Source organism: Flavobacterium chryseum (genome assembly GCF_004362015.1).
Taxonomy (GTDB): Bacteria; Bacteroidota; Bacteroidia; order Flavobacteriales; family Flavobacteriaceae; genus Flavobacterium.
Window position 1 is genome coordinate 57,976 of sequence record NZ_SNWW01000007.1, and the last position, 18,198, is coordinate 76,173.

Here is an 18,198-nt window from a genome sequence, read left to right on the forward strand (position 1 = left end):
GAAAATGCTATATTTCGATTACGAATATTAGAAATAAAACCATTATGAAAAAAATATACTTGATGCTTATTGTCATTTTATCTGTCAGCTCTTATGGGCAGTCATTTAATATGGAATCTACAGGATACTTAGCTAACGCTGCTCCTTCCTGCATTACTTATGGCCACTTTGATTATTATTTTTTTGCATACGGTATTGGATCAAATGATCATAATTTTAGTTCTACTATTCCTGGCTTAAGTGAATTTACAATAGATAAAATACCAAATCTTCCAGCATCAACTATTGATATATCTATGTTTTTAAAGCAAATAGATTGTATGAACCCTGTAAAAGTTTTTGTGAATAGTAAGAGTTTTAAAAAAACAATAGTACAATTAATAACCGGTGATTGGGATTGGAACGTTTCTAGTGGAGATATGAGTTTTCCTGTAGGATACAAGACAACAAAATTTACACCGATAGGTATGAGTCTGGCATCAAATATTAGTACTGTATGCTCTGGCTCTCAATTAGATTTTTTAATTGTATCTCCAGCTGGTTTCCAAAAAGAAGTTTATCATTGGCAATATTCCTTAGACAATAAAGCAACGTGGAAAGACGCGGTAAATTTAATGGATCAGTCTGAAATTAACAATACTCAAATACCTCAATTTACAATTCAACAGATTTTAGGTAATGAGCATGAGAAATATTTTGACAAGCAAATATTCTTCAGACTTGGCTATAGGCAAGACAGGCCATTTACAAATTCTGTAGCAGTAACTTATTTATCATGTGCGCCTGTAGCAGAATATATAAATTATGAAGCGCCCCAATGTAAAGGAGATAATATTCAGAAAATTGAAGTTTTTTTTGATAGAAAATTAAAGGATGGTGAGGATTTAAGCATTATTTATGTAATGAATACAGATCCTATGAAAACTACTCCACGTTTTCAAAATACTGCATTAGTTACCTCATTTATTTTAGATCCGGCAACTAATTTGTATAAATACTCCTTTCCAAATTTAGGGGAAGCATTAGAAAACGGAAACTTTTATACTGTAAAGTATCAGGCACGATTAAACGGACAGCCGATGGGTTCCCTCCAGGTTTCCCAACAACCTTTCCAGTATATTGACCCTGCAAAAATGCAATTTAAAATAACGGGACAAACTCAGCCAACTTGTTTTGGTGCAGAAGATGCAACAATTGATATTGAAATTTTAAGTGGAGAATCACCTTATAATTTTTATGTAGATAATGTTTTAAGGGCAGCATCTAAAATTGACAATTTACACTATAGGATAATAGATTTAAAAGCAAATGCAATAGAGTATAAAATTAAAGTAACAGACAAAAATGATTGTATTGAAAAAGTATATTAAAACAACTTTCATTTTATTATTCTTAGCTATTAAAACCAATAGCCAAACTTATAATATTACTCTGAAATACAGTGCAAACGGTGCTGGGTGTCATGCTGCTAGTTATAATTGGAGTTTTTACGGAGATGGTGTCTTGCTTGATGATTTCGGCTCAGGAGGTAATAATATGAATGTGCCTCTAAAAACTGTTGTTTATGATACTTACGCAAACTCTTCCTTCTCTTTATCAATTTCAAGTGGATGTACTCCCTTAGGTGCCTCTACTAAAGATTGTAATGATGAATTCAATTACAGTACAACTGCTGTTAATTTAATTAAAGGAACAGCAGGCTTATCAGCCAGCGGATGTAATGGTAGTGTTTACATATCAAAATTTATTCCAAATGTAAATATTAAAAATTTAGATACTTCAACGCCAACAGAGGTTTGCGCAGGTTTTCAACTAAGTTTGGCAGCCTTTCCTGCAGGTTTTCCTCAAGAGGCATATCATTGGCAATATTCTGTAAACAATAAAGTCTCGTGGATTGATGTACCTGCTACTATGTCAGGCAGACAGACAAATGATATTGCTACACCAACATTTTCTATGCAGGAACTTTTGGGTGCAACTCATGCAAATTATATGGACAAACAAATATTTTTTAGATTGGGATATTCTGGGACAGCTTTTACAACTCCACTAGCATTAACTTATTCTGCATGTTCTCCAATAGTTACTAATATAGAATATGATCCTCCAAAATGTAATGGAGACCAAATCCCTAAAGTATCCGTATCATTTAACAGACCATTAAATACAACTGAATATCTATCTTATATTTCTATTGTAGACAAAAATAATGGAGCATTAAGTAATCAACGCATAAATACAGTTTTTGACATAGATAATCCTCAAAAATATACTTTTTACAATATTACACCATTAGAAGATACCAGAACTTACCAAATTAGTTATCAAGCACAAGAAGGATCTATTGCACGAGGTTCAATGCTTTCCACTTTGGATTTCACCTATAATGATCCTAAAAAAATGCAATTTAAAATAACAGGCCAAACTCAGCCAACTTGTTTTGGAGGAACTGACGGATCTATAGAAGTTGAAATTCTTAGTGGTGCAAATCCCTATAATTTTTACATCGATAATGTTTTACAACCTATATCCGAAATTACACAAATAGATGCATCCCATTATAAAATAACAGGTTTAAAAGCAAATGTTTTGGGATATAAAATTAAAGTAACAGACAAAAATGATTGTATTGAAAAAGTATTTTAAAATAACTGTCGTTATATTATTTGCTGTTATCTACAGCAGCTATGGACAAACCTATACTATCAAAGTCGCATATGATGCGTCTAGTGCGGGTTGTCATGCTGCAAGCTTTGGATGGAAATTAAGTGGTAATATGGTAACAATTGGATCATTCAGTAAGGGGGGAAATAGTATGAATATTAATGAGAGTCAGACTTTCGCTACTGTTCCCACTTACACTTCTTTTAGTTTATCCCATAGTAGTAATTGTACACCTCTCCGTAAAGATGATATTGATTGCATTGATAGTTACACACTCACTAAAACTGTTGTAGAGATGCTGCAAGGTGCCTATCTGGGAATGGGCGGTTGTAATGGAGGAGTTGATGTTAGCTTTTTCCAGCCCAATGTCAGTATCGAGAATTTAGACACTGCATCGCCAACAAAATTGTGTGCAGGATTCTCATTAAGTTTAGCAGCTTTTCCTTTAGGATTTCCCGTTGAAGCATATCATTGGCAATATTCTACAGATAATCAATCAACTTGGATAGATGTTCCGGCTGGCATGAATAATACTCCCACCCCATCATTTACAATGCAACAACTTTTAGGTGCTAATCATGCGAATTATTTGAATACGCCAATTTATTTTAGATTAGGTTACACAACCAGAGCTTTTACAACGCCTTTAGCTATAACATATTCTTCGTGTGCTCCAGTAGCACAATACATTAATTATGAAGCACCAAAATGCAACGGTAACAGCATCGAGAAAATTGAAGTCTTTTTTAAAGAAAAATTAAAAACTGGTGAGGATTTAAGCATTATATATGTAGTAAATACGGATCCCGCAAAAACTACTCCACGTTTTCAAAACACTGCATTAGTAACCTCGTTTATTTTAGATCCGGCAACTAATTTGTATAAATATTCCTTTCCAAATTTAGGGGAAGCATTAGAAAACGGAAACTTTTATACGGTAAAGTATCAGGCACGATTAAACGGACAGCCTATGGGTTCCCTCCAGGTTTCCCAACAACCTTTCCAGTATATTGACCCTGCCAAAATGCAATTTAAAATAACAGGCCAAACTCAGCCAACTTGTTTTGGTTCTGAAGACGGGACAATTGATATTGAAATATTGAGTGGTGAATTGCCTTATAATTTTTATGTGGACAATGTTTTAAAAACAGCATCTAAAATTGACAACTTACATTATAAAATAACAGGTTTAAAAGCAAATGTTTTGGGATATAAAATTAAAGTAACAGATAAAAATGATTGTATTGAAAAATTATAAGCTCCTTTTTATATTATTATTTGCCTTTATAACAAAAGGCTATAATCAGACCTATACTATAAAAATTGACTATGACGCTTCGTCTGATGGTTGTCATGCCGCTGGTTATTCTTGGGATTTTAAAGGAAATACCTCAATAATAACATCTTTTGGCGATGGCGGAAACAACATGGAAGTTAATGAAAGCCAAACTTTTACAGCTGTACCAAATTATTCCTCTTTTAGTTTTTCACTTCATAGTAGTTGTGTCGCGCTTGGTTCGTCTACTACTAATTGTAACAACAACTTCACTGCTACTAAGACTGCTGTTCAAATGCTGCAAGGCGGGTATTTAGGATTAGGAGGTTGTAATGGTGGGGTAAATATTGATTCTTTTAAACCAAATGTGGTAATACAAAATTTAGACACAACAGATCCTTCAAATATATGTGCTGGATTTTCGCTGAGTTTAGCGGGTTTCCCTGCTAATTTTCCTGCGGAAGCTTATCATTGGCAATATTCAGTAAATAATCAGGTAACTTGGATTGATGTTCCAGCTACAATTGCAGGAAGAGCAACAAATAATACTCCTACCCCAACATTTTCTATGCAGGAACTTTTGGGTGTTAATCATACTAATTACATAAACAAGCCAATTTATTTTAGATTAGGTTACGCAACTACTTCTTTTACAACTCCATTGATATTATACTATTCTGCCTGTACTCCTGTAGTAACAAATATAGAATATGAAGCTCCAAATTGTAATGGGGATGCAATTCCTAAAGTTGCGATTTCATTTGACAGGCCCTTAGATAACGATGAGACACTTGTCTACATATATATTAGGGATAAAAATAATGGTGCTATAAGTAATCAACGTAATAATGTAGTTTTTGATACAGCTGATCCTAAAAAATACACCTTTTATAACATTAGTCCTCTTGAAAACACAAGAACTTATGAGATAGGTTATCAAGCAAAAAAAGGAACAATAATGCGTGGATCGATGTTTTCTACACAAAGTTTCACTTATAATGATCCTGCAAAAATGCAATTTAAAGTGACTGGTCAATCCTTACCTACTTGTTTTGGAAACGAAGATGCAACAATTGATATTGAAATTTTAAGTGGTGAGTCTCCTTATAATTTTTATGTAGATAATGTTTTAACCACTGCTTCTAAAATTGATAATTCACACTATAAAATTACAGGCTTAAAGGCTAATGCAGTTGGTTATAAAATTAAAGTAACAGATAAAAACAACTGTATAGAAAAATAAACAACCCAAATACAAAATGATGATGAAAAAATACTACTTACTATTATTATTCCTTACTAGTTTATTGGGTTATTCGCAAGTTGGAGCACTTCAGCCGGACGGATCAAGAGCAGTAACAATAACACAACCTTCTGCAATAGAAATATTAGGATCAGCTGTTAATGCAAAAGGAAATAGCCAACCTAATGGGGAAATAAGCGGTTACGGAATTTCTGGCGGAACACCGTTTAGTGGTCCTTCGTACACAGAGACATGGACAAAAAACGGAGCTTCTTTTTCTATGACTAATCCGAATGCCCTGTCAGCAGGAGTATATGTTGTAAATGTATGGGATTCTAAAGGATGTAATACCTCTCAAAGTTTTACAATTAACGAGCCTGCGCCGTTATTAGTTAGTATTACAACTCCACAAAAAATAACGTGTTATGATAAAAATACGGGGACTCTAACTGCAAATCCAAGCGATGGTTATCCCTATAGTGCAACACCTATTACTCGTGCTTATTCATATGAATGGTTTAAAACAGATAATCTGGCAGGAGCAAATCCAGTAGCGATCAATCAATATTCTCAAACGGCAATTAACCTAAAAGCAGGATTTTATAAAGTTACTATTAAAGATGGTGGAGATAATTATGCATCTGCTTATGCAGAGTTAATTCAAAACGATCTTATAACAGCAACACCAACCATAACAAATGTAAAATGTAAAGGAGATGCAACTGGAGCTATTTTCCTGACACTTGCTAATGGGACAGGATCTTATGATGTGAGCTGGAATGATGGGCCAGTAACTAAAGACAGAACAGGATTAACATCAGGATTGTATAAATATACCATTACAGATGCTGCTGTTCCCGGATGTTCTATTACAGGTAACGTGAACATAACAGAACCTAATGATGAATTAATTTTTAATCCAATAATACAGACACAACCTTCTACTCCTCTTTCTAGTGATGGAACCATAAAAATTACTGCAACTGGCGGTACTTCTCCGTACACTTATCAATGGACAAAAGATGGAAGCGCTTTTACTCCAAATACCAATAGTTCAACAGGTTTGACAACAGGATTAACAAACGGAAAATACAAAGTTATTGTTACAGATAGTAATAGTTGTACTCAAGAAAGCCCAGAAATGGTGCTCGATGCGCTAGGTATTATACTTTTAAACAAAGTAGATATTTATTGTAAAGGTGATGCAAGTGGTAGTATAACAATTAAAGCAGTTGGTGGTTTTGGAAACTATGCTTATCAATGGTATGAAATGAATGGCACAATAGCAACTCCTTTAATTAATGAAACAAATCCAACATTAACTCTTCAGCAAACAGGATTCTATCGCATCAGAGTTCAGGATCATGTTAATCCTGATGTTTATGCTGATTATGAATTAACAGAACCTGCTCAACCACTTTCAGCAACATTTACTTCTACAAGTGTTAATTGTGCTGGAGGAAATGACGGAACTGCTTTTATTGCAGCAACCGGTGGAACTCCAAATAGCGGTGTATATACTTACGAATGGTTTAAGGATGGTATTTTGTTATCTACGATTACAACTTCTAGCTTAAATACACTTTCTGCCGGAGTTTATAAAGTAATTATCAAGGATAAATTACAATGTTCTACAGAGGTAAATTTTACTGTCATTGCTCCTACTGCTATTATTATTCCGAATGCGACAATAACAAACGTTGCCATTTTTGGACAATATACAGGTGAAATTAAATTGGCCCCTGTAACAGGTGGAAACGGTACATATTCATATAAATGGACTTATGATCTTGATCCTTTATTTATTAAATCCACAAAAGATATCGCTGGCTTAAAAGCAGGAACTTATATTCTTGAAGTACGAGACGCAAAAGCGGGAGTAGCTGATAATGTAGGATGTATTGCTACAAGAAGTTTTATAGTTACTCAAAACCCTGAATTAATTGTGACTGTACAAGAAACAAAATCTATTCTATGTAATGGAGACTTGAATGGTGAAATCAAAGCCAATGTATCTGGTGGAGTTTTAGGATATAATTATGTATGGTACAACAGTAAAGGAGATATAATTGGAGGGGACACAAATACAATTACAAATTTAGGTGCAGAACAATATAAAGTAGTTGTGACAGATTCTCAAGGGGCTCAAAAGACTTCTTCAATTTTAAATTTAATTCAGCCAGACAAATTAACCGTCTCATTAGCAAATAAAGTTAATGTTTTATGTTACGGAAATCAAACCGGAACAATTGATATTAATATCGTTGGAGGAACTTTACCTTATACATTTGCATGGAAAAAAGATGCTCAACAAGCAGTTTATGCTACATCAGAAGATTTAAACAATTTAACATCCGGAATATATAGTGTTTTAATTAAAGATAAAAATAATTGTGAGATTTCATTAGACAACATCACAATTACACAACCAAATGCTCCGTTAGCAATAAAAGATATTGAAGTTAAAAACCTTAGTGGTTTTGAAACCAAAAATGGTAGCATAGAAGTTTTAATATCAGGAGGAACGCCAATTTACACATATGCCTGGAGAGTAAAAGGATCTGCAACAATTATTGGAAACAAAAGTTTATTAGATCAATTAGCAATTGGTACTTATGAACTGACTGTAACAGATGCTAATAATTGTACTATAGTTAAGGAATATACTTTAATACAGCCAGACAAGCTTTTGATTACTGCAATAAATGAAACCGAATCAATAAAATGTTTTGGTTACAAAGAAGCTGTTTTAAAAGCGACAATAAGCGGAGGTGCTCCTATAGGAGTTGCCGATGCTGATAAAAATTATATTTATAAATGGTATAATGAACTTAATCCTTCTGTAATAGTATCAACTACTAATCCAACAGAAGCATTAATTGCAGGAAATTATTTCTTAGAAGTTTCAGACGGATTTGGAAATAGTTATACTTCAAATAAAGTAATCGTAAAAGAACCTACTCCGGTAAAAATCAATTTTACACAAACAAATGTTTCATGTAAAAATCAGCAAGACGGATCAATTCATATCACAACAAGCGGTGGTACAGGAATACACACAATTACATGGAGTAAAACTTCAGATGCAGATCCTAATTCTATAAGCAATCTTTTTGCAGGTAATTATTCAGTTACCGTAAGAGATGCTAATAATTGTACTGCCACTCAGAATTTTGTAATAACTGAACCCGAAGTATTAGCTATAAATAAAGTAGTTAAAACACCTCCGTCAGGTCAGGGAGTTGATGATGCAAGTATTGCTGTAACAGTTCAGGGAGGTACCCCAAATTATAATTTTCAGTGGTATGATCAAAATATGAATTTGATTTATACAGATAATAATAAAGCTTCAAATACCAGCATCTATAATATTTATGCAGGGCAATATTTCATAAGTGTTACAGATGCAAATGGATGTTCGATTGTAGCAAGAGATTTAGACAAAGTTGATCCGTTATTTATTAACGTTGTACAAATAAACACCGTACAATGCCACGGCGATGCAACTGCCAGTATAAAGGCGCTTACTTCTGGCGGTCTTCCTGGTTATTATTATAAATGGTATGAAGTAAATAATCCATCTGTTATAGTGAGTCAGGCAGAAACTTTAATAAATGCAAAAGCAGGTACCTATTATGTCATTGCTACAGATTCTTTTGATAAATCTATTCAAAGTCAAAATATTACAATCACAGAACCTACCCTATTAACTAATTCTCTTTCTGCAGAATATGTTCGTTGTGGAGATGGTAATGATTGGACTATTGTTTCAAATGCTTCAGAAGGTTCTGCTCCTTACACCTATTTATGGAATACAGGTGCAAAAACGCCTAATTTAATTGATGTGGTTCCAGGAAACTATTCATTAGTAGTAACCGATAAAAACGGATGTACAATCAATAAAAGCATAAATATTACAACTCCGGCACATTTAGATGCATCAGAAAACATAAAAATTCCAACCTGTTATGCAGGTTCAGATGCTACAATCGTTGTAACGACAATTGCAGGAACTGCACCATACATTTATTTATGGAATACAGGAGAAACATCAAATACGTTAAGCAACGCTAAAGCAGGAACTTATTCAATCGAAATTAAAGATGCTAAAGGCTGTATTATTTCAAGAACGTATACAATTGTAGATCCACCAAAAGATGTAATTGATCTTGGTGAAGATGTAACGTTGTGCTTTGATCAGACCTTAACAATCAATGCTACTATTGCTGATAATCAAGCAACGTATTCATGGACATCAGACAAAGGTTTTAAAAGTACTAATGCTATGATTACGGTTTCTGAACCTGCGAATTATACCGTTATTGTAACGAATAAATTAGGATGTGAAGCTACCGATACCATCAAAATATCGAGTCAAAGCACTGCTATTAGTGCTGAATTTGCTGTTTCATCGCAAGCCTTTTTAAATGAAAAAATTATAATTGTAGATATCAGTAATCCTATTCCTGATACTGTCGAATGGATTTTGCCAGCTGGCGCAACTGTAGTTTCAAAAGATAAAGATTATGCTGAAATAAGTTTTAATCAGCTTGGAGAACATGATATTACGATAATTACAACAAAAGGAAATTGCGTTGCCACTCAGACCAAAACCGTAATGGTTACAGAAGGAGAATACGAAAATCCGGATAATACAGATTCTCAGAAAAAATTTGATTTAAAGATTTATCCAAATCCATCTGACGGAAAATTCACTGTAGATGTTACTCTGGATAAAATAATGCCAGGCCACATCAAAGTTTACAGTTTAAGCAATAATCAGGTAATAGACTCTAAATATGAGGAAGGCAAAGACAATTACTCTTTCAATTTTAGTTTAAATGGTCTTCCTTCAGGAGTTTATTTTGTTTTGTTTGAATCTCAACAAGGCACTAAATTGAGAAAAATAATCATCAAATAAGTTGTGTTTTTCAGAGTAAGTATCAATTAATAATGAAAATCAATCAGCAGAAAATAGCTGCTGATTTGATTCTCATATCATAACAAAGATGATTTTAAAAAGATTAAATTTTAATATAATATTACTTTTTGTAAGTGCATTTGGGTTTTCGCAGAACTTTAATGTTCAGGAAGTTGGTAAAGCAAAATTGGTAAATGTATCCGGAGGAGCATCTGCCAATACTGTATTTTATTCAGGAAATGCTGCCAGAGAACCTTTCAGCTATTTTTTAAACGGAAATATTAATTTTAATATAGCCGGATTATACAATATTCCATTATCGTTTTCATACACCAATCAAAAATTCGGATATGAAAAACCTGTACTAATGAACCGTTTGAGCATACATCCTTCTTATAAATGGATTACTGCACATATTGGTGATGTTAGCATGACATTTTCTCCTTATACCTTGAGCGGGCATCAATTTTCTGGTTTTGGAGTCGACTTAACTCCACAAGGAAAATTTAAAATTAGTGCGATGTACGGTCGATTGATAAAAAACAGCGAATACAATAGTGTTTATCCAACAATACTTCCCACTTATAAAAGATTCGGATATGGATTTAAAACAAATTATGCATTAGAAGAAATAACGCTTGGCCTTACTTTTTTTAAGGCAAAAGATGAAATAAACTCTATATCAAATCCAATTCCATTTGAATTAGGTGTTTCTCCGAAAGAAAATGCAACAGTAAGTTTTGAAACAAATTTTAAGCTTTTTCAAAAACTACAAGTCTTTACAGAATTTGCAAACAGTAGCATTACCGAAGATACCAGAACAAGCGATGGAACAAAAGCAAAAGGAGTTGCGGCTTTGTTTTTAAGCCCAAACAACACAACAGCAAGTTATAATGCTTTCAAAGGTCAATTGGTATATCCAGCCGGAAAAGGAACTCTAGGTTTAGGATATGAAAGAATTGATCCTAACTACAGAACATTAGGCGGATATTATTTTAACAATGACTTAGAAAATATTACGGTAAATGCTTCTCAATCTTTATACAAAGACAAAGTTTCTATCTCTGTAAATTTAGGATTGCAAAAAGACAATCTCGATAAACAAAAAGAAAGTCAGATGAAACGTTTAGTTTCAGCACTTACAATTGATTATAGAGCCAATGAAAAACTAAATTTTAATATCAATTATTCTAATTTCCAGTCTTACACCAACAGTCGAAATCAGTTTGATTATATTAATCAGGTTTCTGATTTTGATTATCTGGATACTTTAAATTTCAGGCAAGTCAATCAAAATGCTTCGCTTGCAGTAAACTATTTATTAAAGAGTGACAAGCGCATAAAAAAATCGATTAATGCTAACTTTTCGATGCAAGATGCCGTAAATCAGCAACAAGGAAAAACAATTGCAGGTGGTGCGAGCACTTATTACAACTCCGGCATTTCATATAGTATTGGATATCCTGAAAAAGATTTGAATATTAACGCTGCGATAAATAATACATACGGAAAAACCGACGACAATAAAAGTTTTATTATTGGTCCAACAATTGGCGCTACGAAGTTATTTTTCGATAAAAAATTCACAACTTCAGCATCAACAAGCTACAACACAAGTTATAACAATGGAGATAAGCAAAACGATATTATCAATTTTAGAGTAAACGGTTCTTATATCTATTTGCAGAAACATAATTTCAATATGGGAATTATTTCATTGTTCAGTAATTCTTCAAATGGTACTTCGACTCAAAAAAATAACGACTTAACTGGTACATTAACCTACACTTATTCTTTTGACAAGATAAAATTACGTCCTAAAAGAGAACCAAGAACGGAAGAAGATTTAAAATTAAATGGAGAACCAAATCTAAAAATAAGTTCTAACGGAAAAATATTTGAAGGTACGCGTGATGAAATTACAACACAATTAAAAGATATGCAACTGGCCTTAAATCCATTGCCTGCTGAAGAAGATACTAATCTGGAACATCTGTTAACATTATCAACTTTAACTCCTGATGAAAAACAGTTTAAAGATAAAGTATTGGATTATTTAGAAGCGTATGATTCTGAAGCAGAAACATTAAAAAAATACAACGAATATCTGGCTGAAGCTTCTCAAAAACTGGAAAAAGAAATTTCGACTAAAGATGAAAGTCTTGAAAATGCTTACGTAATTGCGATTGGAAGAGTAAATAGTCATCCGTTAAATGGTAAAAATGAAGCTGATATTATGGATAAATCAGCTTATAAATCGTATTTGAGATTGGTGGAAAGAAGTGATAATAGCCGTGATCAGCTAATGCATCACAGATGGATGATGAAGGAAATTTCGGCTTTGTCCAAAATCCCGGCGACTGAAATTCAGAAAAACCAATACGCAGCTGATTTTAGCAAACAAGAAATCGAAGAAGCTTTTAAATTAATAAAAGATAAAAAATCAGCAGTTGAAATAGTAGAAGCTATTGAAATAAAAATGATTCCATTTTATCATAATCTGGCAGTTAAAAATGCCACAATTGATGATATTGATTTAAAACATATTCAGAAATAAAAACTTTAGAAAATAAAGTCGAAAGACATCATAAGATATTAATACCAAAAATAATGGATAAACCACAATTACCCAAAATGCTAAAAAAACTACACCTACTTGTTTTTCTTGTATGCTCTTTAATAGGATTGAGTGGCTACGCACAAACCTTTCCTGTTACCATAAGTACACAGATCACGCAGCCCTCTCCTATTTATCTAAGCAATTATGCTGATGCAACTACGATAAATAGTCCGATAAAAATACAGCTGGTATTAAACGATTTAACGATATCTAACAGACAAGTTCGATTGAAATTTTATTTCCAGGGAAATTCTATTTCGTTTTCTACAAATGATTTTGTTGTAGGCGCAAGACCCTTATATCTTGAAGGAGGTTTTCCGCTGCAGCTTACCAATGTTGATTTAGCTCCTTATTTTGAATTCCAAAATATATTAGGCTTAAATCCAAATCAGTATGCGCAGCCATTACCTGAAGGTATTTACAATTTTTCTGTTGAAGTATATGATTTTGCTACAAACAAAAAACTGTCTAAGAAAACAAATGTAACTACTATCATATTTCAGAATGAACCTCCATTCTTAAACCTGCCTTTGAATAATGCTTCAATAATGCAGTCAAATATTCAAAACATTATATTTAGCTGGACACCAAGGAGTATTAATGTCAGCAATGTAGAATATGAATTTTCATTGGTTGAAATTTGGGATAATTATACACCGGTACAAAATGCATTTGCCTATTCACCACCCTTATATACAACGACCACAAGAAATACTACATTTCAGTATGGAATGAGTCAACCTCAACTTATTCCCGGGAAAAAATATGCCTGGCGTATAAAAGCAAAAGCTATTTTGGGTGCAGAAGAAATTGGTGTTTTTAAAAATAACGGTTACAGCGAAATTTTTTCTTTTAACTACGAAGTCTCTTGTACATCACCCTTATCGATAACAACAACCGGAGTTAGCGAAGATCAGGCAAAAGTAAGCTGGAGCGGTAACATTGATAATTTTGATTATCAGGTAAATTATCGCGAAAAAAATGCAAACTCAGAGTGGTACAAAGTTGTAACTCCCAGAGAATCGATAACCATTAGCAATTTAAAACCTAATGCAACTTACGAATATACAGTAGGAGCTTCCTGCGATGTTGGTAAATATACACACAGTACAATTCATGAATTTACAACACTTGCCAAAGATGAAATTGCATTTGCAGGTTGTGGTATAAAACCAGATCCTAAAGATTTGGCGAATAAAACACCGTTACCGCAACTTTTCCCGAATGATGTTGTAACAGCCGGAGATTTTCCAATTGTAGTCTTAAAAGCTACAGGAAGCAACGGAAACTTTACCGGAGAAGGATATGTAACCCTACCCTTCTTAGAAAAATTCAGAAAACTAATTGATGCAGCTGATGCTTTAGGTGGAGATAAAATTAATCTTGGTCAATTTTCACGTATCCGAATCACGTTTAATAATATTGGTGTAAATACTGATTTTAAATTAATTTCTGGAGAGATTGTGGCTAGTTACGATCCTGATTGGAAGAACATTGCTGACGGAGATAAAATTCTTACTGATGTTTTAGGAAGTGATGGAAAACCTGTAGAAGGTAAACTTGATTATGAAGTAAGGTCAGCTACATTAAATCCTGATGGAAGTACAACTATTATCGGAGCAGATGGGCAAACATCTACAATTGCAAAATCTGTATACGATCAGGTATACACAGATAGTAAAGGAAATACAGTTAATATTCCCGCAAATGGTAAAGGAGAACCAACTATTTCTAATCCTGCTGCAGGAGGTAAAGCAATTGCAGGAAATACAAATGGCGTCTCAAGCAGCGGTGAAGTTGCACAAATATCTTCATCTGATGTAATTATTACCTTTAAAGATGGTCCTGGTAAATATGCTTTTGATCAGAAACCGGATATGGGTTCTCAAAAATTAAAGGCAACTTATGAAGTAATTCCAGTTAAAGGCGGCAGTGATTATAATGTTAATTATAAAGCCGTTTCTGATTTAGATGGTTCTGATACTATTATTGCTGAAGCAAGTTTTAAAAACGGAAAAACAAAAGATGATATCGTTTTTAAAACAAATTCAGGCGCAAAAGTCGAGGCAAAATGGACAAGTAATACTAAAGCAGAAATAACGCTTACTAAAACGCTTAATTTCGCTAAAGAAAGTATTATTGCAACAGTAAATGGTGCTAAAGAAAAAGATCCAAAAGACGCAACCAAAACGATTGATGGTAAATCAGATGTTGCAGGTAAGGTAAATATTTGGCAGCTACCTCAAAAAACCGTTATAAGCGTAACACTTTTAAGTGTAAACGGAGCAGTTACGCCAACAGACAGCAAAGCAACGGCTTTCCTAAATGAAGTATATAACAAAGTAGGAGTAAAATTTGATGTCACTACTCAAAAAGTTACTATTGGTAAATTGCCAAACGAAATAGAATGCGGTGATAGCGATGTATTCAATGTATACACTGGCGGTCAGAATGATATAATAAGCCAGATAGAATCAATTGCTGATTTTAAATATAATGAAAAAACATATTATGTTTTATATACTGGAAAAAGTGGTCAAAATGGCTATGACGGTTTTATGCCTCTTGGAGGTCAGTATGCTTTTGTATTTGACAATAGTTTAAAAACTGCTGCTCACGAATTAGGCCATGGTATTTTTGGTCTTAAACATCCTTTCTCAACTAAATCCGAATCAGGTAAAACTAATCTGTTAATGGATTATGGAGCCGGCACTGTATTGTCTCATAATGATTGGGATATTATTCATAGCGGTGGTTGGAAGTTTTATGGGTTTCAAAAGAGTTCTTCCGGGGCATTGGCTGGTGGTTATGGAATTACTCCAAATTGGGGATTTGTAAAAACTAATGAAAACACTGTACTAACTGGTGAAGGAGTTCCAAAAGTCGCTGAAGGAATGCTTGGAGGTTTTGAAAGTACAGAAAATAATGTTATTGTAAATTATATTTGGAATATTAAAAGTAACACATATAAGGTAAACGGTACTGGAGCTGATTACCCTACTTCAAACTATGTAAACATATCAGATGATAAAGCTATTATTTGGTTAATATATAAGAATAATGAAGTTTGTAATAATAGAAAATATATTAGAACAAATTATGGTGCAATTAAAAGTTATATTCCTAAACAAGATCAAGCAGGCTTAGATAGCTATATTGATAAAATTGATAAAATTGCCAAAGCAGATAAATTAGCAATATATTCTAGCACATTAGGCTGCGTTGGAAGTAATACTTCTGGAAATACTTCTGGAGGTTATGTCTATGCAGAATATAAATTGGATGGAGAAGTAATAAATATATCAAGTGATAATAAATCAAAATTAGATAGCTTTTTTACGGCATTATCCGAAGTTTATGGTAAAGGTATCAAGGTCATTACCTATCCAAAGGGTTCTTCTAAAAAAGGAGAGGCAGATGCAGCCTACCAAGCAGAAATAAATGCTAAAAGAGCAGCTGTCGAAGTTGAGGTTGATGCTAATGGTACAATTACTAAAGCTGTATTTAATATAGAAAGTATAATAGGAGTAGGAAATGTTTGTATAGCTAACCTTGTTGAAGCCAAAATAGCCCAAAAGAAAAAAGACAACCCTAATTTTAATACCGAAGGAGTAGAAAGTATCATTTTTAAAGTATATTATTCCCTTCAATCATTTGTCGAATGTAGTTTAGGAGAAGAAAATAATAAAGACAGTTTTTTAGCTGGATTTTTATATGAGTTTTGTCAAACATTAGATATTCCTCAATTACTAGGAGGTCTAAAAGAATTAGGCGTAGGACTTGTAAAATATTCGTTGATAGAGCAACCCAAAGGTTATCTGCAACAAATGAAGAATATTTTTGAGATTTCTAAAAAATTAGCTAACAATGAGGCCATTACACAACAAGATTTGATATCTGTTGTAATAAACCCCGCTGCTTATGAAAAATATAAACAAGTAAAAGAAGCAGCACATAACCTCTACGGTATATTTATAACCAAAGGTAACCCGTGGCGATATGGCAGATTGACTATGATGGTCGTACCAGTTGTGCTAACATTAGGAGAATACTCGGCTGTTGTAGCAGCACGTTTAGGGATAGAGGCAGTAGAATTTGCAAAAATATGTCAAACCTTAAATAGAGTTACAAATTTAGGTTTTGAAATAGCTGTATTTGGAACAGGAAAAATAATTAAACCAATTACAAAAGGACTTTCTACTGTTGAAAGAACAAGTAATGTAGTAACTAGTAATTTAGATGAAATTGTAGCATTAACCGATGATGTTACTACAAATGAAACAATATTAGCAAGTGTAGTTGATGATGTAGAACAGCTTCCTAAAAATGTAGTATCATTAGGTACAAATGATGTAACTAAAGCCCAACAATACCTTTCAAAAATAGGGAATGCAGGAGACAAAGTGTACGTAATTGTACACGGTAGTGGAGAAACCTTCAGTGTAGTAAGAAATGGCATGTCTGATGTCGTTATGAACCACAAGGCACTAGCTTATTGGCTCTTAAAAAATAATTTGAAAAACAAGAATATTGTTTTACTTTCGTGTAGTGATTTAAATTCCGCTCAGAATCTAGTCAACAAGCTAGGCGGTACCAGCAAGGTTACCGCATGGGAAGGTGCCGTAACAGTTTTTGAAAATGGTGCTATAAGAGGAGAAGGTGCTTGCAAAGAGTTTTCGCCAGGTAATATAAGTAAAACTCTTTCTGAGTCAGAGATTCCTAAAGGAACTGCTGGGATTGAAAATGGTGAGAAAGTAGTTCTAGGAGGAGCCGGAAATGCTTTAGAAGATTTTGCAAATTTATTAAATACAAAAGGTTATTCTTACTTAAAAAATCAATTTAATGCGTTAGATGATGTTACTAAGAATAAGTTCATGCGTAATTTTCCTAAAGAAACACCAGATAATATATTGGCTGCATTGAACGATCCTAAAAAAGGATTACTAAATAAATGGAAAGATGGAACAATAAAAGGTAACCCCGAAGGGTTTGATAAATACTATTACGCTTCAAACGATCCGCTTACGCACGCTGACATAGGAGATTTTAAAAATCCAAGCAACCCAAGTGCATCTTTAGAATCTGGTAAAATGGCTGGTGGAGGTCATGGACAAAGTAATATTGATTATTTAGAGGCTACGGGCAAGCAATATAATATTGAACATACTTTTGATAACGGGGTAAGAACAGGAAATATACCTACACATGATGTTGCAGGTAAAAGAACTGGTGTCGGTCAATCTTGGTTTCCGACTAGTTGGACAAAGCAGGAAATTGATGCTGCCTCAAAATATGTTATTCAAAACAATCAATCTGCCTATAATGCTTTAGCTGATGGAGTATCTATATACGATACATATAAAGGTGTAAGAGTAGGGATAATAAAAACAGATGGCAAATTTGCAACAGCTTTTCCTGATAGTGAATTTCAACCGAATGCTTTAGGACAATTAATAAAGAACCCGAAATACTAA

Annotated in this window: 7 protein-coding genes; all 7 read left to right on the forward strand. The window is 33.5% G+C overall.

Annotation, left to right across the window (positions count from 1 at the left end; genetic code table 11):
• Positions 1–44: 44 nt before the first annotated feature.
• The 7 genes from EV143_RS14115 to EV143_RS14145 all read left to right on the forward strand — a co-directional run bounded on the left by EV143_RS14115 (position 45) and on the right by EV143_RS14145 (position 18,198).
• On the forward strand, positions 45–1,370 hold the full coding sequence (locus EV143_RS14115; RefSeq protein WP_133508587.1) for a hypothetical protein: 1,326 nt from the start codon (positions 45–47) through the stop codon (positions 1,368–1,370).
• Positions 1,354–2,646, forward strand: a complete 1,293-nt coding sequence (locus EV143_RS14120) for a SprB repeat-containing protein (RefSeq protein ID WP_133508588.1) — start codon at positions 1,354–1,356, stop codon at positions 2,644–2,646. Before EV143_RS14115 ends, EV143_RS14120 begins: the two co-directional genes overlap by 17 nt.
• A complete protein-coding gene (locus EV143_RS14125; protein ID WP_133508589.1) occupies positions 2,630–3,922 on the forward strand; it encodes a hypothetical protein in 1,293 nt (430 codons plus the stop codon). The genes EV143_RS14120 and EV143_RS14125 overlap by 17 nt, the downstream gene beginning before the upstream one ends.
• Positions 3,909–5,183, forward strand: a complete 1,275-nt coding sequence (locus EV143_RS14130; protein WP_133508590.1) for a hypothetical protein — start codon at positions 3,909–3,911, stop codon at positions 5,181–5,183. Before EV143_RS14125 ends, EV143_RS14130 begins: the two co-directional genes overlap by 14 nt.
• A 22-nt stretch (positions 5,184–5,205) precedes the next feature.
• The gene (locus EV143_RS14135) at positions 5,206–10,104 is read left to right on the forward strand and encodes a T9SS type A sorting domain-containing protein (RefSeq protein ID WP_166638159.1); all 4,899 of its coding nucleotides are present in this window, start codon (positions 5,206–5,208) and stop codon (positions 10,102–10,104) included.
• A gap of 88 nt (positions 10,105–10,192) precedes the next feature.
• On the forward strand, positions 10,193–12,661 hold the full coding sequence (locus EV143_RS14140) for a hypothetical protein (RefSeq protein ID WP_133508592.1): 2,469 nt from the start codon (positions 10,193–10,195) through the stop codon (positions 12,659–12,661).
• A gap of 53 nt (positions 12,662–12,714) precedes the next feature.
• Positions 12,715–18,198 carry an EndoU domain-containing protein gene (locus tag EV143_RS14145; RefSeq protein ID WP_133508593.1) on the forward strand — a complete coding sequence of 1,828 codons (5,484 nt, stop codon included), beginning with the start codon at positions 12,715–12,717 and terminating at the stop codon, positions 18,196–18,198.